Annotated in this window: 20 protein-coding genes; 10 read left to right on the top strand and 10 right to left on the bottom strand. The window is 68.0% G+C overall.

All coding sequences use genetic code 11. The features are described from left to right. Positions 1-86: 86 nt before the first annotated feature. From ACYJSS_RS20970 to ACYJSS_RS20955, 4 genes are all read left to right on the top strand, one after another. On the top strand, positions 87-1,742 hold the full coding sequence (locus ACYJSS_RS20970; protein ID WP_236204972.1) for a VRR-NUC domain-containing protein: 1,656 nt from the start codon (positions 87-89) through the stop codon (positions 1,740-1,742). Beyond that, a complete protein-coding gene (locus tag ACYJSS_RS20965) occupies positions 1,712-4,000 on the top strand; it encodes an ATP-dependent DNA helicase (RefSeq protein WP_236204971.1) in 2,289 nt (762 codons plus the stop codon). The genes ACYJSS_RS20970 and ACYJSS_RS20965 overlap by 31 nt, the downstream gene beginning before the upstream one ends. 188 nt (positions 4,001-4,188) lie before the next feature. Further along, positions 4,189-5,610 (top strand): putative bifunctional diguanylate cyclase/phosphodiesterase, encoded by a 1,422-nt coding sequence (locus ACYJSS_RS20960; protein WP_236204970.1) that lies wholly within the window; start codon positions 4,189-4,191, stop codon positions 5,608-5,610. Between the two features lie 108 nt (positions 5,611-5,718). Then, positions 5,719-6,357, top strand: a complete 639-nt coding sequence (locus tag ACYJSS_RS20955; protein WP_236204969.1) for a cell wall hydrolase — start codon at positions 5,719-5,721, stop codon at positions 6,355-6,357. A 7-nt stretch (positions 6,358-6,364) separates the two neighbouring features. On the opposite strand, the gene ACYJSS_RS20950 is transcribed toward ACYJSS_RS20955, so the two are convergent. Beyond that, positions 6,365-6,859 carry a DinB family protein gene (locus ACYJSS_RS20950; protein WP_111263103.1) on the bottom strand — a complete coding sequence of 165 codons (495 nt, stop codon included), beginning with the start codon at positions 6,857-6,859 and terminating at the stop codon, positions 6,365-6,367. 44 nt (positions 6,860-6,903) lie between these two features. Next, complete coding sequence (locus ACYJSS_RS20945; RefSeq protein ID WP_111263104.1) at positions 6,904-7,458, bottom strand: TetR/AcrR family transcriptional regulator; 555 nt, start codon at positions 7,456-7,458, stop codon at positions 6,904-6,906. Between the two features lie 235 nt (positions 7,459-7,693). Between ACYJSS_RS20945 and ACYJSS_RS20940 the strand changes: the two genes are divergently transcribed. From ACYJSS_RS20940 to ACYJSS_RS20930, 3 genes are all read left to right on the top strand, one after another. Next, complete coding sequence (locus tag ACYJSS_RS20940; RefSeq protein ID WP_236204968.1) at positions 7,694-8,731, top strand: MASE2 domain-containing protein; 1,038 nt, start codon at positions 7,694-7,696, stop codon at positions 8,729-8,731. A gap of 140 nt (positions 8,732-8,871) precedes the next feature. Next, positions 8,872-10,491: a methyl-accepting chemotaxis protein gene (locus ACYJSS_RS20935; protein WP_459480464.1), complete on the top strand. Its 1,620-nt coding sequence runs from the start codon at positions 8,872-8,874 to the stop codon at positions 10,489-10,491. Positions 10,492-10,628: 137 nt separating this feature from the next. Then, a complete protein-coding gene (locus ACYJSS_RS20930; RefSeq protein WP_236204967.1) occupies positions 10,629-11,129 on the top strand; it encodes a DUF3916 domain-containing protein in 501 nt (166 codons plus the stop codon). A gap of 19 nt (positions 11,130-11,148) precedes the next feature. On the opposite strand, the gene ACYJSS_RS20925 is transcribed toward ACYJSS_RS20930, so the two are convergent. Then, on the bottom strand, positions 11,149-12,189 hold the full coding sequence (locus ACYJSS_RS20925; RefSeq protein WP_111263108.1) for an AraC family transcriptional regulator: 1,041 nt from the start codon (positions 12,187-12,189) through the stop codon (positions 11,149-11,151). A 248-nt stretch (positions 12,190-12,437) separates the two neighbouring features. Here ACYJSS_RS20925 and ACYJSS_RS20920 point away from each other — a divergent pair, with 248 nt between their 5' ends. Further along, positions 12,438-13,388 (top strand): SphA family protein, encoded by a 951-nt coding sequence (locus ACYJSS_RS20920; RefSeq protein ID WP_236204966.1) that lies wholly within the window; start codon positions 12,438-12,440, stop codon positions 13,386-13,388. Positions 13,389-13,507: 119 nt separating this feature from the next. Here the strand turns inward: ACYJSS_RS20920 and ACYJSS_RS20915 are convergent, their stop codons facing one another. The 6 genes from ACYJSS_RS20915 to ACYJSS_RS20890 form a co-directional block, all read right to left on the bottom strand. After that, positions 13,508-14,716 carry a DSD1 family PLP-dependent enzyme gene (locus ACYJSS_RS20915; protein ID WP_236205039.1) on the bottom strand — a complete coding sequence of 403 codons (1,209 nt, stop codon included), beginning with the start codon at positions 14,714-14,716 and terminating at the stop codon, positions 13,508-13,510. Between the two features lie 81 nt (positions 14,717-14,797). Then, on the bottom strand, positions 14,798-16,129 hold the full coding sequence (locus ACYJSS_RS20910; protein WP_236205038.1) for a D-arabinono-1,4-lactone oxidase: 1,332 nt from the start codon (positions 16,127-16,129) through the stop codon (positions 14,798-14,800). Between the two features lie 76 nt (positions 16,130-16,205). Then, on the bottom strand, positions 16,206-16,571 hold the full coding sequence (locus ACYJSS_RS20905) for a c-type cytochrome (RefSeq protein ID WP_044412685.1): 366 nt from the start codon (positions 16,569-16,571) through the stop codon (positions 16,206-16,208). Positions 16,572-16,728: 157 nt separating this feature from the next. Beyond that, on the bottom strand, positions 16,729-17,220 hold the full coding sequence (locus ACYJSS_RS20900; protein WP_111263113.1) for a GNAT family N-acetyltransferase: 492 nt from the start codon (positions 17,218-17,220) through the stop codon (positions 16,729-16,731). A 315-nt stretch (positions 17,221-17,535) separates the two neighbouring features. Then, the gene (locus ACYJSS_RS20895) at positions 17,536-18,057 is read right to left on the bottom strand and encodes a BRO-N domain-containing protein (protein ID WP_111263114.1); all 522 of its coding nucleotides are present in this window, start codon (positions 18,055-18,057) and stop codon (positions 17,536-17,538) included. 488 nt (positions 18,058-18,545) lie between these two features. Next, positions 18,546-19,232: an endonuclease gene (locus tag ACYJSS_RS20890; RefSeq protein ID WP_236204965.1), complete on the bottom strand. Its 687-nt coding sequence runs from the start codon at positions 19,230-19,232 to the stop codon at positions 18,546-18,548. Between the two features lie 316 nt (positions 19,233-19,548). Between ACYJSS_RS20890 and ACYJSS_RS20885 the strand changes: the two genes are divergently transcribed. Further along, positions 19,549-19,905 carry a transcriptional regulator gene (locus ACYJSS_RS20885; RefSeq protein ID WP_111263116.1) on the top strand — a complete coding sequence of 119 codons (357 nt, stop codon included), beginning with the start codon at positions 19,549-19,551 and terminating at the stop codon, positions 19,903-19,905. Here ACYJSS_RS20885 and ACYJSS_RS20880 read toward each other — a convergent pair. Beyond that, complete coding sequence (locus ACYJSS_RS20880) at positions 19,880-20,758, bottom strand: DMT family transporter (protein WP_111263117.1); 879 nt, start codon at positions 20,756-20,758, stop codon at positions 19,880-19,882. The two genes, ACYJSS_RS20885 and ACYJSS_RS20880, sit on opposite strands and share 26 nt — an antisense overlap. Before the next feature lie 149 nt (positions 20,759-20,907). Between ACYJSS_RS20880 and ACYJSS_RS20875 the strand changes: the two genes are divergently transcribed. Continuing rightward, entirely contained in the window at positions 20,908-21,144 is a 237-nt protein-coding gene (locus ACYJSS_RS20875) for a DUF3820 family protein (RefSeq protein WP_111263118.1), read from the top strand. The last annotated feature ends 100 nt before the right edge of the window (positions 21,145-21,244 follow it).

Genomic DNA, 21,244 nt, shown 5'->3' with positions numbered 1-21,244 from the left:
ATGCCCTTCCACTGATCGAAATCCCCTTGGGCGGCAGGGGTCGATAGCTGTATAAATAGCCAGCCATTCGCCCAAGCCGTTCCGCCATGCCCAGCGCCCTCGACGACCCCTTCTACTACCTGAACAACTTCCAGGCCGTGCTCGACTGGATCGGCGCCCGCTATGACGACCTGCTGGACGACGAGGAGCGCGGCTTCATCGCGGCCTTCGCCGGCCTGCCCAAGGCCTCCCGCGCGCTGCTGGTGCGCATGGTGATGCGCAAGGGCACGCTGTTTCGCGAAAGCAAGCTGGATTACGCCGAGATCGGCCCCACCCGCGACGCCATTGAGCCGCTGGTGGCGCTGGGCTGGGTGGACCCGGCACCGCAGCTGACGCTTGCGCAACTCTTCGCCCTGCTGCGCAAGCCGGAGATCGCCGCCTGCTTTGCCACGCACCTGGGCCGCGCGGCCCTGCGCAAGGCCGACCAGCTCGCCCTGCTGCAACCCCTATACCCCGAGGCGCAGCCCCTGGACGCCTGGTGCCCGGAGCTGGAGGAGCGCGTCCATGCCTTGCAGCTCATGGCCCTGTGCGACCGGCTGCGGCTGATGTTCTTCGGCAACCTGGCCCAGGACTGGTCCGAGTTCGTCCTCGCCGACCTGGGCATCTACCAGTACGAGAAGGTGGAGCTGGACGCCGCCTCGCGTGGCTTCCGCCACCGCGCCGACATCGAGCTGTACCTGCATCTCTACCAGTGCCGCGAGCGCTTCGAAGCCGGCGAGGAGCCCGCCGAGGTGCTGGCGAGCATTCCGCCGGCCAACGACAACCCCTGGCTGCAGGGACGCCGCGCGCGCCTGCTGTTCCAGCTCGGCCAGCATTGCGAGCGCCAGGGTGAACTGGACCTGGCGCTGGAGATCTATGCCGGGTGCAGCGACCCCGGCGCGCGTATCCGCCGCATCCGCGTGCTGGAGAAGCTCGCCGCCTTCGACGACGCCCATCGCCTCGCCCTGGAGCTGGCGGCCGGCGTGCACAGTGACGAGGAGCAGCAGCACCTCACACGCATCCTGCCGCGCCTGCGACGCAGGCTGGGCCTGCCGAAGCAGCCACCGCGCGCGCCCACGCCGGTGACGCGCCTGGACCTGCGGCTGCCCCGGGGCGAAGACTTCGTCTCGGTGGAGCACAGCGTCGCCCGGCACCTGGCGGACGAGCCGGGGCCGGTGCACTACGTCGAGAACACCCTGGTCAACTCGCTGTTCGGCCTGCTCTGCTGGGAGGCGATCTTCCTGCCGGTGCCGGGCGCCTTCTTCCACCCCTTCCACGCCGCCCCGGCGGACCTGCTCGCCGCCGACTTCCAGGCGCGCCGCAGCGAGGCCTTCGCCGCCTGCCTGGCGCAGCTGGACAGCGATGCCTGGCAGGCCACCATCCGCCGCAACCACGCCGCCAAGTACGGCCTGCAGTCGCCCTTCGTCTACTGGGGCGTGCTCGACGAGGCGCTGCTGGAGCAGGCGCTGGCGTGCCTGCCCGCCGCGCACCTGAAGCTGTGGTTCCAGCGCCTGCTGGCCGACATCAAGACCAACCGCGCCGGGCTGCCGGACCTGATCCGCTTCTGGCCCCGGGAACGCCGCTACCAGATGATCGAGGTGAAGGGCCCCGGCGACCGCCTGCAGGACAACCAGCTGCGCTGGCTGGACTTCTGCGCCGAGCACCAGATGCCGGTCACCGTCTGCTACGTGCAATGGGCCGAAACCGAGGCCGCCATCGCGTGAGCTACCAGGTGGCGGTGCGTGCGCTCTGCGAATTCACCGCCAAGTGCGGCGACCTGGACCTGCGCTTCACCCCCGCCCCAACAGCCCTGGAAGGCATGGCCGGCCACGCCCTGGTGGCGGCGCGCCGGGGCGAGGGCTACCAGAGCGAGGTGGCGCTGGCGGGCGAGTTCCGCACCCTCAAGGTGCGCGGCCGCGCCGACGGCTACGACCCCGCGCGCAACCGCCTGGAAGAGGTGAAGACCCATCGCGGCGACCTGGCCCGCCAGCCGGCCAACCACCGCCAGCTGCACTGGGCCCAGGTGCGCGTCTACGGCTGGCTGCTGTGCCAGGAGCGGGGCCTGGACGAGGTGGAACTGGCCCTGGTGTATTTCGATGTCGCCAGCCAGAAGGAAACCCTGTTCACCGAGCGCGCCAGCGCCGCCGAGCTGCGCGCCTTCTTCGAGGCGCAGTGCCTGGCCTTCATCGCCTGGGCCGAGGCGGAGCTGGCCCACCAGGGCGTGCGCAACCTGGCGCTCCAGGCGTTGCGCTTCCCCCACGCGGCGTTCCGCAGCGGCCAGCGGGAACTGGCCGAGGCGGTGTACAAGGCCGCCAGCACCGGCTGCTGCCTGCTGGCCCAGGCCCCCACCGGCATCGGCAAGACCCTGGCCACCCTGTTCCCCCAGCTCAAGGCCCTGGGCGGCGAGCGCCTGGAGCGCATCTTCTTCCTCGCCGCCAAGACACCGGGGCGCCAGTTGGCCCTGCACAGCCTGGCGACCCTGCGCGACAGCGTCGACGAGCTGCCCCTGCGGGTGCTCGAGCTCACCGCCCGCGACAAGGCCTGCGAGCACCCCGGCAGCGCCTGCCACGGCGAGGCCTGCCCCCTGGCGCGGGGCTTCTACGACCGCCTGCCGGCCGCGCGCGCGGCCGCCGCCGAACGCCGCTGGCTGGACCGCGTGGCCCTGCGCGAGGTGGCCCTGGCCCATGACGTCTGCCCCTACTACCTGGGCCAGGAGATGGCGCGCTGGAGCGACCTGGTGGTGGGCGACTACAACTACTACTTCGACCTCGGTGCCCTGCTCTTCGGCCTCACCCAGGCCAACCAGTGGCGCGTCGGCGTGCTGGTGGACGAAGCCCACAACCTGGTGGAGCGGGCCCGCGCCATGTACTCCGCCGAGCTGCGCCAAGGCGCGCTGAAGGCCCTGTGCAAGAGCGTGCCGGCACCGCTGAAGAAGCCCCTGGAGCGGGTGCAGCGCAGCTGGAACGAGCTGAACAAGGCCCAGGTGGTGGATTACCAGGCCTACGACGAGCCGCCGCAGAAGCTGCTCGGCGCCCTGCAGAGCGCAGTCACCGCCATCACCGACCACCTCGCCGAACAGCCCGGCGCACCGCTGGACCCCGAGCTGATGGCGTTCTATTTCGACGCCATGCATTTCGGCCGCATGGCCGAGCTGTTCGACCGCCATTCGCTGTTCGACCTGAGCAAATACCAGGCGGGCAAGAGCAGCCGCTCCACCCTGTGCCTGCGCAACCTGGTGCCGGCGCCCTTCCTCGGCCCGCGCCTGGCCGGCAGCCGTTCCACCGTGCTGTTCTCCGCCACCCTCAACCCGCGTCGCTACTACGCCGACCTGCTGGGGGTGCCGGCCAACACGCCCTGGCTGGAGGTGCAGTCGCCCTTCGCCGCCGAGCAGTTGCAGGTGCGCGTGGCGCGGCGCCTGTCCACCCGCTACCAGCACCGCATGCAATCCCTGGAACCCATCGTCGAGCGCATGGCCGACCAGTTCCATCAGCGCCCGGGCAACTACCTGGCCTTCTTCAGCAGCTACCAGTACCTGGAGCAGGTGGCGGCGCTGTTCGCCGAACGCCACCCCTTCATCCCCGCCTGGAGCCAGTCGCGGAGCATGGACGAGGGCGCGCGCACGGCCTTTCTCGAACGCTTCGCCGAGGGCGGACGCGGCATCGGTTTCGCGGTGCTCGGCGGGGCCTTCGGCGAAGGCATCGACCTGCCGGGCGAGCGCCTGATCGGTGCGTTCATCGCCACCCTCGGCCTGCCCCAGGTGAACCCGGTGAACGAGCAGTTGAAGCAGCGCATGGCCGCGATCTTCCAGGCCGGCTACGACTACACCTACCTCTACCCCGGGCTGCAGAAGGTGGTGCAGGCCGCCGGGCGGGTGATCCGCACCCAGGGCGACCGCGGCGTGGTGCACCTGATGGACGACCGCTTCGCCCAACCGGAGATCCGCCGCCTGCTGCCGGCCTGGTGGCAGGTGGAAATGGACTGAGCAGGGCTGCCCCCTGCCCCGGCTCGACCTCGCGCCGCAGCGGGCACAGGCAAAAACGACCTGAATCCCATGGGCCTCCGCCCTGCCGCTGCGCCTGGGAAAACCGCCTTCTATAATCCTTCCCAGCCTGCAGGGATCGCCGCGTGGAACGGACGGCCCGGCTGAACACGGGCGCACGGGAACCCCGAATGAACGCGACAACTCGCTTGTGGAAGCGCCTAAGGCAGCTGTGGCATGCCGCCGACCTGGTGTCGGTGGCCCAGCGCCGCGAGCGCCGCATGCGCCTGCTGGCGAGCAGCGTGATGCTGGTGCTGGGCCTGATCTGGGCGGTGGTCTTCAGCCTGCGCGGGCTCTGGGCCATCGTCGCGATGGATGCGGTGCTGATCACCTCGGGCCTGGCGGTCTTCCACCTCACGGTGTGCAACAAGGCGCGCAGCGCCAACCTCCTGCTCTTCAGCGTGCTGATCGTCACCATCGCCGGCACCGCCATCGTGCTCGACGCGCCCAACGCCGCGGCCCCCCGCGCCACCCACCTCTACCTGCTGCCGCTCACCCTCGCCGCGCTGATGGCCTTCCGCGACGAAGGCCTGTGGCTGCGCTATGGCGTCGCGCTGCTGTGCCTGGTGACCTTCACCTGCCTGGCCTCCAGCAACTGGACACCGCTCCCCGGCCACAACCTGCCGGACGAGGTGCGCACGCCCGGCTCCTGGGCCCAGGCCGGCGCGGCGATGGCGATGCTCTTCGCCCTGCTGCATGTCCTGCAGACCGACGCCGCCGAGCGCTCGGTGCTGGAGCGCGAGCTGCAGGCGGCCCTGCGCGAGCGGCAGTTCGAGCTGCACTACCAGCCGCAGCTCGACGTCGCCGGGCGGGTGATCGGTGCCGAGGTGCTGATCCGCTGGCGCCACCCGCAGCGCGGCCTGCTGCCACCCGGTGAGTTCATCGACCACGCCGAGCGCAGCGGGCTGATCATCCCCATCGGCAAGTGGGTGCTGGAGCAGGCCTGCGCCCAACTGCGCAGCTGGGCGGACGACCCCGTCCACAAGGACCTGTGCCTGGCGGTCAACATCAGCCAGAAGCAGTTCCGCCAGGCCAGCTTCGTGCCCGAGGTGCTGGAGATGCTCAGGCGCCACGGCATGGACGCCAGCCGTCTGGAGCTGGAGCTGACCGAGACCATGCTGGTCCAGGACCTGGAAGACCTGACGCGCAAGATGTCGCAGCTGGTGGAGCACGGCGTGTCCTTCTCGCTCGACGACTTCGGCACCGGCTTCTCGTCCCTCAGTCACCTCAAGCGCCTGCCGCTGGGCAAGCTGAAGATCGACCGCTCCTTCATCTGCGACCTGCTCACCGACGCCAACAGCGAGGCCATCGTCTGCAGCGTCATCGCCCTGGGCCAGAGCATGGGCCTGACGGTGATCGCCGAGGGCGTCGAGACCGAGGCGCAGATGCAGTGCCTGCTGGAGCGAGGCTGCCAGCAGTTCCAGGGCTACCTGCTGAGCAAGCCGCTGCCGCTTGCCGCATTCATGGCCTTCACCCAGCAGAACGTCGAACGCCAGGAACGGGTGATCGGCAACGCCTTCGACGGGGTGGGAGTCGCCGCCACCAGGGAATGATCCAGCGCAGCCGCAGTCTATGCCTCGTGCGGGGCGAGCCAGGTGCACCCCGCTGGCAGCCGCCCGGCCCGGGGCGGTCCCGGAAGCTCGGCGTAGGCGAGGTCGATCATGCGCTGGATATCAGGAATGCTCTGCGTGGCCGCGCTGCTCGTCGGCGGCCCCGCCCACGCCGGGGAAACCCGGGAGAAGGCCCAGGCGGCGGAAGGCAAGGCCCAGGTGCTGGAAGAGAAGGCCGCCAGCCAGGCGCCGGTGCCAGCCGACACCCCGCCGATCACCCGCAGTGAAGCCCGCGCCGTGGACCCGGACGGCGAGGCGCCGCTGGACGATCCCATCACCTGCCTCGCCCGCTCCATCTACTGGGAGGCCAAGGGCGCCCCGGCGCAGGACATGGAGTCGGTGGCCAACGTGGTGATGAACCGTCTCGGCAACGAGCAGTTCCCCAAGACCGTCTGCGCGGTGGTCAAGCAAGGCTCGGAAAGCCGCAGCTGCCAGTTCTCCTGGTGGTGTGATGGTCGCCCCGACGAAGCCGTGGAGGACGACCGCTTCACCCTCGCCCGGGAGATCGCCCGCAAGGCGCTGAACGGCCAGCTGCGGGACCGCACCGACGGCGCGCTGTACTTCCACGACCGCAACGTCTCGCCATCCTGGGCGAAGACCTTCACCCGCACGGCACAGACCCAGCGCCTGCTGTTCTACAAGCCGCGCCCCGAAGAGCCGTTGGCCGGCGCCCAGGACAGCGCGCCCTAGCGCAGCGTCAGGGCGTCTCCCGGCGCGCGGGCTCGGTGGCATGCACGAACACCGTGTAGGTGTCCGCCGGGTGCGCCACGCCGGCCAGGTCCAGGGCGTGGGCGATGTTGCCCCGGTGGTAGGTGCCGTGGTTCAGCACGTGGAAGAACATCTCCTCGCGGCTCAGCCGGCCCATGCGCCCATCGGTGAAGCGGAAGCCGATCTCCTGCGCGGCATCGGCAGCGGCCAGCCGGGCGACCGCCTCGGCGTACCACTGGCCGGACGCGAGCAGGCGGCGCCTGAGCGTCGGGTAGTCGGGCACCGCATCGCTGTTGGTGGCCGCGTGAGGCTCGGCCGCCCCGGTCAGGCGCGCGCGGAACAGGTCCTCGACAATCACCATGTGGTTGAGCTGCTGCAGGGTGAAGGCCAGCGACTCGGGAAACCGCGCGGCGTCGATCAGGCCGATGGCCTCCAGGGCGCGGCGGTCCGCCCAGCACTTGTATTGAAAGGCCCTGGCCAGCATGGCGGTTCCTCGTGTTCGGAAAGGGGGTGCAGACGAGGCCGCTGCTAGCGCTCGGGCTCCTCGCCCGGCAGCAGTTGGGCGATGTCCTCGTGGAAGGTCCGCCACTCGCCTTCGGAGATGTCCATGATGCTGAACGAGCGCAGGAAGAACGCGCCCGTCGCAGCCAGGAAGGCCAGGCGCACGCGCTTGCCGCGTTCGGTCTCGAAGGCCTCGCCCAGCAGCAGGGAACGGTACCAGTCGTTGGCCTGTGTCTTCAGGCTTTCGTGGCTGAACATCGCCGTGAGGATCGCTGCGGCGCGCCGGCTCAACTCCTCGTCGGGTATGGCGATGATGCCGATCTGCGCGATCAGGTGGTCGAGCATGCCGGCATCGGGCGCCAGGCGCGAACGCACCGAAAGCTCGTAGTCGGTCTTCCAGCGATTGACCATCGCCTCGATCAGCCCGTCCTTGGTGCCGAAGCAGGACTGCACGCCGCCTTTGCTGATCCCGGCGGCCTTGGCCACTTCGCCGATGCTCAACGCAGAAATGCCCTGTTCCATGACAACCGAGATGGCGGCGTCCAACACCAGGTTCCTGTCGATCACGGGACGTTTACTCATCACGGTTCTCTGAATTAGAATACGATCGTATTTTTATTTGCACCCCCTCACCGGGGCTCGCACCGAGGTTCACCCAGCGCATCCTGGGTGCTGTCCAGGCAGGCGCGGAAACGCTGCCCGACCCGGACGCACCCCTGCCTACCAACCGAAATCGCTGCGCGGTCTCCTGGGACTGCGCAGGCCAATTCCTTCGGGGCATACATCACAATTTTACTGCCAATCCGCGGGGCGGCTTATGGCTATCGATCGTAATTCGGCGGCAGGGATCAGTTTTGCCAACCGCATTTACAAACCGCGAGCCATCGGTTGCGCACTGAGCTTCATCTATGTCGCGACCACCACCTACCCGGGCACCTGGCCGCTCTGGGGGTTGATGGGGCTGAACGGTTTCATCTGGCCCTACCTCGCCTACCGCATCGCCATCGCCTCGCCCGCGCCCTACCAGGCCGAACTGCGCAACCTCCAGCTCGATTGCGCCTTCGCCGGGGGGTGGGTCGTGGCCATGCATTTCAGCGCGCTGCCATCGCTGCTGTTGCTGTCGATGGTCGCGATGAACTGCGTCACGGCCAAGGGCATCCACCTCCTCTGCAAGGGTCTCGCGGCTGCGGCTGCGGGCATTTTCCTGGCCGGGGCGTGCATGGGTTTCGAGGTCACCTGGGAAACGCCGGCCCGGGTCATCTGGGCATGCCTACCCATGCTGGTCATCTATCCCTTCGTGGTCGGTTGGGCGAGCTACAGCCTGGCGAAGCAACTGCTGAGGCAGCAGAAGGCGTTGTCCATCGTCGCCGGCTTCGACGAGCGCATGCTCACGCCCCATGACCGCTGGCTCTACCAGCTGGCGCAGGTCTTCCTGCGCTGCCGGTGCGGCTCCGGCCAGGCCACCGTCGCGCACATCCGCATCGACGACTTCGAGGCACTCGGGCAGCGGCACGGCGCGCTGGTGACCCACGCCCTGAGCGTCCGCCTGGGACACCTGATCGTCGCCGGACTGCGCAGCACCGACCTCGTCTGCATGCGGCGCCCCGGCGAATTCCTGGTGCTCCTACAGCAGGCGCGGACCCTCGGCGCGCAGGCATTGACCAGCCGCATCGAAGAGGCCTTCGTGCATTGCTTCACCAGCGGCAAGGGATTGCCCGAGGCACGCATCCGCGTCGGGCTCGCCGAATTCAGCCACGACCTGCGCAGCGAGAACGAATGGTTGCGCCAGGCCCAGCGGCACTCGACCCCGCTCGAGACCGATCAGCCACACCCCGCCGGCCACTCCGGCGCCTAGCAGGCCGGCCCGTTGCCGGCGCCAGCCCATGGACCGCCGGCAAGGCGCGGCGGCAACGAACACCCACCGTGCACGGCCGACGTCCGCACGGGGCCCCTGGCTTTTCACAACCACCAACTGTCATTTGAAGGAGTATTCAGTTGAGGAACCTCAAGATCGGAAAACGGGCCGGACTCATCTTCGCGCTGCTGGCCCTGATGGTGCTGGCGATGGGCGGCATCAACCTCTACGAGACCGGCAGGATGGATGCCGCCTCGACCGAGGTCCGCGGCACCTGGCTGCCGGGCGTCGTCGCCCTGAGCGAGCTGGGGGCGGCGATCGGCGACACCCGCGCCCTGACCCTGCGCAGCATCATCGTCGACGAGCCGGCCGTACGGCAGCACACGATGGCCAGGATCAAGGCGAACCTGCAGGCATTGCCCAAGCAGTTCGAAGCCTACGAAGGCGCCATCGCCCAGGCGGAGAATCGCAAGCTCTACGATCACTTCGTCAGCACCTACGAAACCTACCGCGGCCTGCAGCAACAGATACTCGATGCGGTGGACGCCGGCCGGATCGACGACGCCGACAGGCTCGCCAACGGTCCGCTGGCCGAATACGCCGGCACCATGACCAGGGCGCTGGACGAACTGATCCGCTTCAACTCCGAAAATGCCTTCGCCGCGGCACAGCTCAGCGACGAAGCGGCGGATGAAGCCCGGGTCGTGGCCGTCGTCGCCTTGAGCGCCATCCTCCTCATCACCGTCGGCGCCGCCACCTTGCTGACCCGCAGCATCATCCTGCCCCTGGGCGAGGCCGTGGCCATCGCCGAGCGGGTCGCCAGCGGCGACCTCAGCCGGGACATCAGCGTGGTCGGCAAGGACGAGCCGGCATTGCTGCTGGCCGCCCTCAAGGGCATGCAGGCCAACCTGAGGGCGACCATCCAGCAGATCGGCAGTTCCTCCGACCAGCTGGCCTCGGCTTCCGAGGAGCTGCATGCCGTGACGGAGGATTCCAACCGTGGGCTGCACCAGCAGAACGCCGAGATCGAGCAGGCCGCCACCGCCGTGAACGAAATGACCGCCGCCGTGGAAGAGGTCGCGCGTAACGCCGCGAGCACCGCAACCGCCTCGAAGGAAAGCGACGACGAGGGGCGCCGTGGCTTCGCCCAGGTCAACGAGGCCATCGCCTCCATCCGCACCCTGGCCGGCCAGGTGACCCAGGCCTCGGTCCAGGCTTCCGAACTGGCGAACCAGACCCGCGACATCAGCACGGTACTCGACGTGATCCGGGGCATCGCCGCCCAGACCAACCTGCTGGCGCTCAATGCCGCCATCGAGGCGGCACGCGCCGGCGAGGCCGGGCGCGGCTTCGCCGTCGTCGCCGACGAGGTGCGCTCGCTGGCCCAACGCACCCAGAGCTCCACGGAGGAGATCGAGGTGATGATCGACAACATCCAGACCGGCACCCAGGGAACCGTCGGCGCCCTGCTGGCCGGCGCGGAGCAGGCCGAGCAGACGCTCAGGTCGGCCGCCAGCGCCGGTGCCGCACTGGAGCGGATCACCGCGTCGATCTCGCAGATCAACGAACGCAACCTGATCATCGCCAGTGCGTCCGAAGAACAGGCCCAGGTCGCCCGCGAGGTGGATCGCAACCTGATGAACATCCGCGACCTGTCCATGCAGACCGCCGCCGGCGCCAACCAGACCAGCGCCTCCAGCCAGGAGCTGTCGCGCCTGGCCATCGAGCTGAGCACGATGGTGACCCGCTTCCGCGTGTGACAGCCGCGCCAGGGCCCGCCGCCTTGGCGGGCCCTTTTCCCACCCGGGCGCCTCCCCTATCATCCGCCGGCTCCCGCCCGGCGCCCGCCCTCGCAGGGCGCCCCTTCCCGCCACGCCACCTGCCGCCGAGGCCCTGCTTGCGACATTTCACCCTGAGCGACAAGAAACTCCGTGGCGTCCACCGCCGCCTTCGGGCCCTGGAGCGGTGGGCGGCGGGCTTCCACGGCCAGTTCCATCCACGCGGCCCGGACATGACGCGCTACCTGAACTGGAAGATCCCGGTGCCAAACACCCTGGTCCAGGGGCCGCAGGCGCGCATCGAACACCAGGCCTTTTGCGCCCAGCAGATGCTGGAGGCCGCCGCCCATCTGTCCCGCGCAGCGGATCGCAGCCAGGGCTATTACCGGGTCGCCTGCATCCTGGTCTGGCCCTGGTTGCACCAGAGCGAGGTGGCGGTGTTCCACGACCGCGACTATTACCTCGGCTTTCTCGGGCAGGGGAACGGGCTCGCACCCGAGCGCCTGAGCGACAGGCTCGCGCTGAGGGTGCCCGCCCATTTCATCGAGCACGGACATGACGTGACCCAGGCCGACGACGAGCTGCCCGTCCAGTGGTGGTGCATCGGCGAGCCCGCGTAGACGCCGCTCGCCCGGCCCATCACTGCGCGGCCATCACCTCGTCGCGGCAGGCGGAGGGGCTCTGCCCGGTCCAGCGCTTGAAGGCCCGGCGGAAGCCGCGCACATCGCTGTAGCCGAGCGCTTCGGCGATGCGCTCGATGGGCAGGTCCGGGTTGCCCAGCAGGCTCATCGCGCGCGCCCGGCGCACCTGCTCCTGCAAGGCGTCGAAGGTGATGCCGTGCTCGGTGAGGCGACGGCGCAGGGTGCGGCTGCTCATGTTGAGATCGCGGGCGACCTTGTCGATCTGGCTGCCATGGGCCAGGTCACGGCTGATGGCGCGCTCCACCGTCTGCAGCAGGTCCATCTTCTGCTGCACCTGCGCGCATTCGAGCTCCAGCAGGTTGAGCGCCTGGCGCAGGGCGACGGGCTGGTGGCTGGGCAGCTGCATGTCCAGCCAGTGGCTGGCGATCACCATGCGGTTGTGCAGGCAGCCGAAATGCAGGTTGGGGCCCAGCAGGCGCTGGTATTCGACGAGGTAGCTGGGCGCGGCATGGGTGAACTCGAAGCGCAGGGGCTGGAATTCGGCGTCGACCAAGGCGCGGTTGTAGACCATCAGGCTGGCGAAGAACTCCTCCACCGCGAACACCTGGACGTCGGCATGGGGCAGCCGGCATTCCACCTCGACGACGCTCTCCTTCGCCCCCTCGTGCAGGGTGTAGACGGCCATGCCGCCGGTGGTGTGCTGGAAGCGTCGCCCGACATCGAAGGCATCGCGCAGGGTCTTGCACAACGACAGCACGTGGCCCAGCAGGCCGAGGGTGCCGAGCACGTTGCGGTGCCCGACCCACAGCCCCAGGCCTCCGTCCGGGAAAGCCGCGAGGGCGCGCTGGATCAGGGTCACCGCCTGGCGGTAGGAGATGCGCTGGGCGGGGTCCTGCAACTCCTCCGGGGTGAAGCCGAGCCCACGGCACAGGCGCTCGCTGCTGACGCCCTTGTCGTTCGCCACCTCCGTGAGGGTCTGCAGGAGGAAGGGCGAAACCAGGGCGAGGTCGAGCTGGGGATCGAGGGTGGCGGTAGTCATGGCAGGCAGTTCCCGAACCGAGGCGCCTGAGGTTCTTGTTCTGCGGCCAGGACGCGCGGCGGCGCCATCATAACGCGTTAGCGGGTGCACCAAGAGCGGGTGTAACAGAATATTGCTAGCTGTCCCCGAAAAGCCCCCTGCCTGTCCGGCAATGCCCTGCATCGCGCGGCCTTGAGCGCTTATTTCTATGGGCCGGCGCGGAACCCCGGTTCCGCACCGTCCGCCAACAATAAGAAATGAGCTCAATCATGAACCCGATCCGCGTTCCCCAGCTGCCCTCGCTGGCAGCCTCACTCGTCGTCGCGACGTCCCTCACCCTGCCCGCCCAGGCCACCGAGAACGGTGTCGACAACATCGGCCCCGGCACCGATGGCTTCTTCGTCCTGCCGCTGGAGGTGAACAGCCTTCCGGACCACATGTTCGCCTTCAACCTCTACTACAACCACTACGAGTCGAAGAAGCTCGACATCAGCTCCCTGGGCGGCAAGGTGCCGGAGGTGAAGATCACCTCCGACGCGATCATCCCGCGCCTGGACTACCTCAGCCCGCTGCGCCTGCTGGGCGGCCGGGTCGGTGGCTACGTGGCGCAGCCCTACATGCGCCAGCAGGTGGCGCTGTTCGGCCAGCAGAGCCGCCGCGAAGCCCAGGGCGACACCACCATCGCCCCGCTGATCCTCTGGGACATGGGCAAGGACCTGACCCTGGGCGCCGCCCTGGAGATCACCCTGCCCACCGGCAGCTACGACGCCGCGCGGCCGGCCAACACCGGCAACAACTTCGTCACCTACAAGCCGCTGCTCTCGGCCACCTGGCAGCCCGGCGAGCGCACCGAGCTGTCGGTCAAGGCCACCTACAGCTTCAACAGGGAGAACCCGGACACCGACTACCAGTCCGGCCGGCTGTTCCACTTCGACTACTCCACCAGCTACCGGGTGACCGACAGCCTGCGCCTGGGCCTGAACGGCTACTACGTGAAGCAGACCACCGACGACAGGCAGTTCGGCCGCACGGTGACCTTCATGGGCGAGGACGTGGACGACGGCGTGCGCGGGCAGGTCTTCGCCATCGGCCCGGCGGTGCACCTGACCTTCCTCCAGTACGCCAGCGTGGAGATGCGCTGGGCCAAGGAGTTCGCCGTGGAGAACCGCCCGGAAGGCGAGATGTTCTGGGCCAAGCTGAACCTGCCGTTCAGCCTCTGACCCTTCCCGGAACGCAGAACCCCAGGCAATGGCCTGGGGTTCTCTCGCCCAGTTGGCACCGACCGCAGGAGCGAGCGCTGCTCGCGAAACACTTCACGCAGGGGTGGCCGACACCGTGCTCAGCTGTACACCGGCCACTGCTCGACGATGCGCCCGTCGCGCACCGCCAGCAGGTCGCCGAACTGCAGGAGGATGGATTCGGACTGGGTCGGCCGCAGGAACACCTGGTCATCCACGGACAGGCCGACGGCGTGGGAGCCGTTGATCATTTCCTGGTTGGAGCTGCGTCCGTAGAGGCCGTTGAACTGCAGGCCCCTGGGCGATTCCGGTTCGGCCATCCAGTTGCCGCCGTAGATGAAGAAGGTCTCGCGCTGGTTCGGGTCCCACCAGGAGAACAACGCCGACTTGCCGTCCAGCGCCGGGATGCGCACCGCACCGGTGCTCTTGAGCACCGGCGTGGCGATATAGGCCGCCGGCTGGTGCTCCTCCAGGGACGGCAGGTCGTAGTGGGTGGGCTTGAGCAGCGCGGAACCCACCGAGACCTCGCTGCTGGTGCGCTCGCACTCATGCATACGGTAGCTGGGGCTGCCGGCGGTGTTCAGGGTCAGGTCCGGGCGCCACAGCGTGGGGTGTTGGGTGCGGGTGTAGTCGACAAAGCCGTCGTACAGCGTCATCACCTTGGCGAACAGCGCCTCGGGCGAGCCGAGGATGCCGGGCACGCCCATGCCGACGAAGGGGTCGTAGCCCATGAAGCCGGCGAACTCCAGGTGCTGCGGGTTGGCGCCGATCAGGTCGAGCATCCGCCCGAGGCCGGCCGTGTCCTGCACGCCGCCCCGGTGCAGCCCCACGTCCAGTTCGATGTTGATGCGCATGCGGATGTTCAGGGCCTTGGCCAGCGCCAGGTACTGCGCCAGTCGCTCGGGGGTGTCGAGCAGCCACTGCAGCTGCCGGGCCGGGTCGAACGGGCCGCGATGGGCCTCGTAGAACAGCTGCGCCGCACGCACCGGCAGGGGCTTGCCGAGCAGGATGTCCGACTCGGGGAAGCGCTCGGCGTCGTGGTTGAGGAAGGGCTGGTGGAACGACATCAGCCGCTGGGTGCCGGCACGCTTGGCGATGTAGTCCAGCAGTTGTGGCGAGGGCAGGGACTTCTCCACCAGGCGGAGCGACTTGCCGGCACGGCGCACCGACTGCATCACCACGTCGATGTTGTGATCCAGCCGGTCGAGGTCGATCAGCATCACCGGGTGCATCGGCCCCTGGGCCTTCAGCTCGCGGTTCAGGCGGGCGAAGTAATCGCTGTACGGGGCGCCCTTGTCGGCCGGCCGCAGCCAGGCGCCGACACCGGCGAGCAGTACGCCGGCACCGGCCGTGCCGACGAGGAATTTGCGACGGTTCATGGCTTCTCCTTGTTATCCGGCCACGCCGAGGATCGAGGACAGGTGCGCATTGAGGAACTTGCCGCTCGGGTCCAGCGCCTGGCGCACCTCGGTGAACTCCTTCCAGCGCGGGTAGAGCGCCTGCAGGGTGCGCGCGTTGAGCGTGTGCAGCTTGCCCCAGTGCGGCCGGCCGGCGTACTTCCAGAAGATCGGTTCGACGGCGGCGAAGAAGTTGTGGTGGTCCATGCTGTAGTGCTGGTGCACGGAGATGGAGCAGCTGTCGCGGCCCTCGAACATGCTCATGGGGATGTCGTCGGCCTTCACGTAGCGGTACTCGATGGGGAACCAGGTGCGCAGGTCCTTGTCGCGGATCAGCGCGAGGATCTCCCGCAGGCAGGCCGGGCCATGCTCGGCGGGCACCGAGTACTCCATCTCGTTGAAGCGCACGTTGCGCACGTTGGCGTAGATCTCGTAGGAGTCGCCGACCCGGTCGTCGAAGCTGGCGATGTGGCGCAGGCTGTTGAGCAGCGCGCGGCGTACGGCGGGGAAGTCGCTGCCGTACTTGTCGAGGTTCTCGATGATCTTCACGAAGCCGTTGCCGCCCTCCTCCGCCGGGTCCAGCGGCGGCGTGGCCGGGTCGGTGGTCTCGTTGAGGGCGACGGACAGCGCGTAGTCGGAATGGGTGATCACCAGCATCTCCCAGTGCTGGTTGTCGCGGGTGAGGTTGCCCACGTCCTCCAATAGCTCCTCATAGCTGGCAATCCATTGCTTCTCGCGCAGGCGATAGGCCTCGCGGTTCTGCAGGCGCACCCGCGTCGCCACGCCAAGGGCGCCCAGGGACACCCGCGCGGCATTGAACACCTCGGGGTGGCGCTGGGCATCGCAGTCCAGCACCTCGCCGCTGGCGGTCACCAATTGCAGGCCGGTGACCAGTGAGGAGTAGGAGCCGAAGCCGACGCCGGTGCCGTGGGTCGAGGTGGCGATGGCCCCGGCCAGGGTCTGGTAGTCGATGTCGGCCATGTTCGGCAGCGCCTGGCCGACCGCCTGCAGCGCCGGCCCCATCAGGGACATCGGCGTGCCGGCGGCGAACTCCGCCTGCAGGGTGGCCGGGTCGTGGGCAAGCAGGCCGTTGAAGTAGGCCAGCGACACCAGGGTGCCGTCGGTGGGCACCAGGGCGCTGAAGGAGTGAGCCGAGCCCACCGGGCGTACCTTGCCTTCGGCCTGGCGGATGACCTGGACCAGCTCGTCCAGGCTCTGCGGGGCGAGGCGTGCCTGGGGCAGGCAGCTCTGCCCGCCGGACCAGTTGCGCCAGGGGATCAGCCGGGGCGCGCGGGCCAGTTCCGCCAGCGCCGGGGTGCAGGCCAGCGCGGTGAAGGCGCCGGCGACGCCGGCCCGTTGCAGCAGCTGGCGTCGGGTGAGGTTCATAGCCATGGAGGACGCCTTATTCGAGGTGCTGACCGGACATGAAGGAAATCAGCGCGAGGAACTGTTCTTCCGAGCACTGCATGCACATGCCCATCGGCGGCATGCCCTTGAAGCCGTTGATGCTGTGGTCCAGCAGGCTGTCGGTGCCCTGGGCGACACGCGGCGCCCAGGCGGCGGCGTCACCGCTCTGCGGCGCCCCGGAGGCGGGGTTGGCGTGGCACAGCTTGCAGCTGGTGTCGTAGACCTTGGCCAGGGCCGGGTCGGCCGGTGCCAGGGTGGCGGCATTCTGCGGCGCGGCCGGCTTGGCCTCCTCGCCACAGCCGCCGAGCAGCCCGGCCAGGGCCAGCAGGGCGGGAATCAGCAGGTTCGCGGGTTTCGGCATCGCACTCCCCTCTTCTACCGTGCCAGGCGGCACGGCTGCTTGTCGTGGTGGGTAGAGGGCAACGTTAAGCCAGGCGCCCCCGGCCGCTGAGGGCAATGGCGGACAGCCAGGGGGCTTTAACGGGACATCACGCGATGTGAAAACAGACAACCCCGGCTCAGCCGATGGCCTTGGCCATCTCGCTGGTGGCGGCCCAGCCCAGCGCCTCGTACACCGGCCTGCCGACCTGGGTCGCATGCAGCACGGCGAAGCCCAGGCCACGACGGTTGAACTCGGCCTCCGCCAGCTTCATCAGCGCCGAGGCCAGGCCCCGGCGCCGGTAGTCAGGCTCGACGAACACGTTGAGCACGTAGCCACGCTGGCCCACCTCCGGATGGGAAGGATGCGGCGGCCATTCGATGCTCATCAGGCCGATGGCCGCCGCGACGCGCGCCTCGTCCATCAGCGCGAAACCGTAGTAGCGCCCATCGGCCAGGCGCTCGCGCAGCCAGGGGCGGAAGTGCTCAGTCATCACCCTAAGCCGCGCCGGGTCGCCTCCCGCCTCGAGGAACATCGCCTCGCGGTGCACGCAAACCCGCTCCAGGTCGTCCGGTACCAGCCGCCGCACCTGCAGGCCAGGAAATTCGATACCGCCGGGAATCCCGTCCATTGCACCACCCTCTTCATCGATGACCGATGCTAGGGCGCAGGGCGCGGCGGCCGATAGGCACAGATCGCTGGGAAAAACGGCATACAGCGCCGGGCTGCCCTGTAGGTCGACTGCAGTCGCCCCGGGGTTACCCGGCCATTCGCAACCGGGTGCCGGCGGAAGGTCTTTCGCGGCTGAGGCCGCTCCACAAAGGGTGCCTCCACTGCCGCCTCGTGGGAGCGAATTCATTCGCGATGCTCTGTTCCAGAGGCATTCGCGGTTGATGCGCTGCACAACCTGCAGAGGCGAATGGAATCGCCCCTGCATCAACGGCCTCTACACACGCTCTCCACAGCCACGACACGGCCTTTTCTTCCAGCTCGGCCCATCGTCCAGCTCGGGATCGTCCAGCGCAGCGATGAACGTCGGCAGGTCGCGCCGGGCGATCCAGACTTCACCCTGCCACTTCACCACGCCGACGCGTTGTTCTGCCCAGCTCATGAATGCGCGTTGCGGGCTGGCATCCGGCTCGCGGTGGGCGCAGTAAAGGGTGGGCAGCACCTCGTCGCTCATCCACTTGGCCAGGCTGCGGTGCTCCGGATGCCAGAAGCGGTACAGCGCCTTGAACACGCCGGAATCGCTGATCACCTCCACCTCCTCGCGAAAGCCGCTGGCGTACTCCAATACCACGGCACGCTTCTGCTCCGGGTCCATGCGGCTGGGCAATCGATAGGGGCGTCTTGCCGAAATCAGCAGCGCGAAATCGTGGGCCACGAACCAGGGCTGGTGATCGATCATCACGGCGCGCAGCTGGCGGTTATGACGTGGGAAGACGATGGGGATATATGCGTCGTGCATGGTGGTTCTCCTGTTAGTGCAGAGCGGCCACCACCTTCATCGCCAAATGAAGGTGGCAGATCACGCGGGGTTGGCGAACCGGCTAACAGGACCCGGCAGACCCGAAGGTCTCCCCGCGCGATCTGCCATGGAGCAGCACAGGAAACTGTGCACGCGCAGGGGCCTGCAAGAACACTTCACCGTTCTCGCAAACGCCATCAGGCGCTATCGCGCCTGTTAGTAACGGGTCGCCAAACCCGATCACGGGATTGACCGTGACCGGCGCAGGATAGGGATGGAGGGTCGAGAGGGCAAGCAGGCTTCTTGAGGAGGTGGCCGCGCGGGGTTGGCGAACCGGCTAACGGGAACCGGCAGACCCGAAGGCCTCCCCGCGCGACCACTGGCGATGCTACCTCATCAGGCAAGCACAACCTGTAGGGGCGACTGAAGTCGCCCCTACATCGCGCAGATAAGGTTCGACACCGTCTTTCGCAGCAAATCCGCTTCCCTCACTTGCACGCCTTCAGGTTCACCGCCCCCACGAAATGATTGCCGTGCCCCATCACGCAGGCCACGCGCTGGTTGCGGTTCCGCTCCCAGGCTTCCACCGGGTACTGCTTGTTCCAGGCGGTGTAGAGCTGGCGGTCCTGCCTGGACAGGCGCAGGCCGTAGCGCTCGCTCATGTAGAAGTAGGTGCGCGCGATCATCCCGCGAATCTGCTGGCGCGGCATGGCCTTGCGCGCCTTGAAGTCCACCACCATCTGGCAGGCACCGTACTGGCGGGGCTTCTGCGGCAGCCAGCCGAAGCCGTAGTTGCTGCGGTCGCCGTTCACCTCGCCGATGCTCGGCACCAGGTTGTGCAGGTCGGCCTCGGCGCGGCGGAAGGCGGCGTCGTGCCTCGCGCAATTCTCGCGCCCGCCCTTCTGCCAGCACTGGCGCTGGTGGCCGATGACCCAGGCCGGGACGATGTGCTCCCACTCGATGCGCTTGGCACGCTGGGCATTGGTGCGGGGCACGTAGCCGCAGCTCTTGAGGTCGACCTTGTTGCCGCTGTAGCGGCAGCCGCAATAGAACTCGACGGGGTGTGAGGCGTAGAGCTTCCAGGCGACTTTCTTGGCTTCCTGGAAGGTGCGGGGGGCGGAGGCATGGGCGGTGCCGGCCAATAGCAGGCTCAGCAGCAGGACGAAACGGATCATTACTTCTGGGGTTCCCGGTACGGCTGTTTTCAAGGCTCTCACTGACAACGTTTGTTCATCGGAGTTTTGTTGCAAACGAAGCGGCGAAGCTGATAGATGTATAAATATACAGTATTTCAGAGAAGCGTCCTATGAACCTTTCAGCTCCGTTGGCCTTGCCAAAACCACTGTCACAAATCCCTGGGATCATCGTTTCCCAGGTCACCGGTCTCGGCTTTCCACCCCGCTTGCCGAAGCGGCCGGACACCCGCCCCCTGCGCCAGCCGGCTGGAAGCCGCATCAAGGCGCATGGCCCGCATTGAGGAGGAGAACAGGGATGGTCGACGTACTGCAGCTGAAATACACGGTCAATCGGATGGCCGTGGACACGGTGAGCGAAGCGGTCGCGGAACTGCGCCTGGAAGGGCTGGTGACCGACGGCAAGACGCCGTTCACGCGGGTGCACTTCAACACCTGCCTGGCGGAGATCGAGGCGCTGTTCCAGCGCGCCGGCTACCACAAGCAGCTCGATGTGGTGGGTTACCAGGGGCTGGCCTATGCCCTCTTCGACCCGGCCCGCTGGGAGCCGGTGGAGGTGCTGCGCTGGCTCAAGGAGTACGTCGACAACGCCCAGGCCAGCCACACGCTGGCACGCAGCGTCGACGACTTCAGCGCCGCTGCGCGTAGGCCGTGAACAGGCCGCTGCCGACGATCACCAGGATGCCGACCAGGCCGATGGCATCCGGCGCGTGGCCGAACAGCACGAAGCCGAGCAGCCCGGCGAAGACGATCTGCCCATAGCTGAACGGCGCCAGCAGGGCCGGTGACGCGTACCGGAAGGCCTGGGTGAGCAGCACGTGCCCGCCCATTCCGCAGGCTCCCAGCGCCAGCAGGAGCAGGCCGTGGGCCAGCGTGGTCGGTGCTTGCCAGAAGAACGGCACCAGGGTGCTCATGATCAGGGTGTTGGTGATGCCGGTGATGAAGTTGCTGGTGCCGGGGCTGTCGGTCTGGCTCAGGCGCCGGGTGAGCAACTGGTAGAAGCCGAAACACAGCGCCGAGGCCAGCGGCAGGAGGATCGCCGGGGTGAACAATGAGCTGCCCGGCCGCACGATCAGCATCACCCCGCCCAGGCCCAGCAGCACCGCCAGCCACTGCCCGCGGGTGACGCGCTCGCCGAGGAGGGGCACCGACAGCGCCGTCACCAGGAGCGGCGCCAGGAAGTTCACCGCCGTGGCTTCGGCCAGGGGGATGTAGCGCAAGCCGGTGGTGAAGAACAGGCTGGTGCCGATCAGGCACAGCGCCCGGCCGAGCTGCAGCAGCGGACGCTGGGTGCGCAATACGCGCAGGCCCTCTCGAGGCAGCAGGAAGCCCGCCATCAGCAGCGTGTGCACCAGGTAGCGCACCCACACCACCATGACGATCGGGTAGAACGCGGACAGGTATTTGGAGATCGCGTCATGGCTGGAGAACAGGAAAATCGCCAGGCACACCAGCAGGATGCCCTTCAGGGGCTCCTCTCGTCGCAGCGATGGGGGGTTGGTACTCATGGGGATTCCGGGGTGGTCCGCACCCGGTTTGGTAGCAGACTAATGATTAGGCGGCTCAAAAATATCGGCTTCGTGACTCAGGCTCAAGTGACAGCAGCCGGTTAGCAGGTATTCTTGCCCACTTCCCCCTCCCGGCCGGCGCGAGACCGATGAAACCCGAAGACCTGCTGCTCCTGGTGACCCGTGAAATGCCCTACGGCAAGTACAAGGGCCGCCTGCTGGCCGACCTGCCCGGCCATTACCTCAACTGGTTCGCCCGTGAAGGCTTCCCGAAAGGTGAGATCGGCAGACTGCTCGCCCTGATGCAGGAGATCGACCACAACGGCCTCAAGCCCCTCCTCGACCCGCTCCGTCGTTCCGCCGGGCCCCGCAGAAATCCCGATTGACCCACAGGTGCAACCAGAAACGGTCTAGGCTAACGACTGGGCGCCGCAACCGCCCTCGAAACACCGGGTTGCACCTTTGCAGGGAAAGCCGCCAGCCCGC

Source organism: Pseudomonas sp. No.21 (assembly GCF_054558415.1).
Note: the sequence above shows the minus strand (reverse complement) of the source record. Positions and strands in the feature narration are given on the sequence as shown.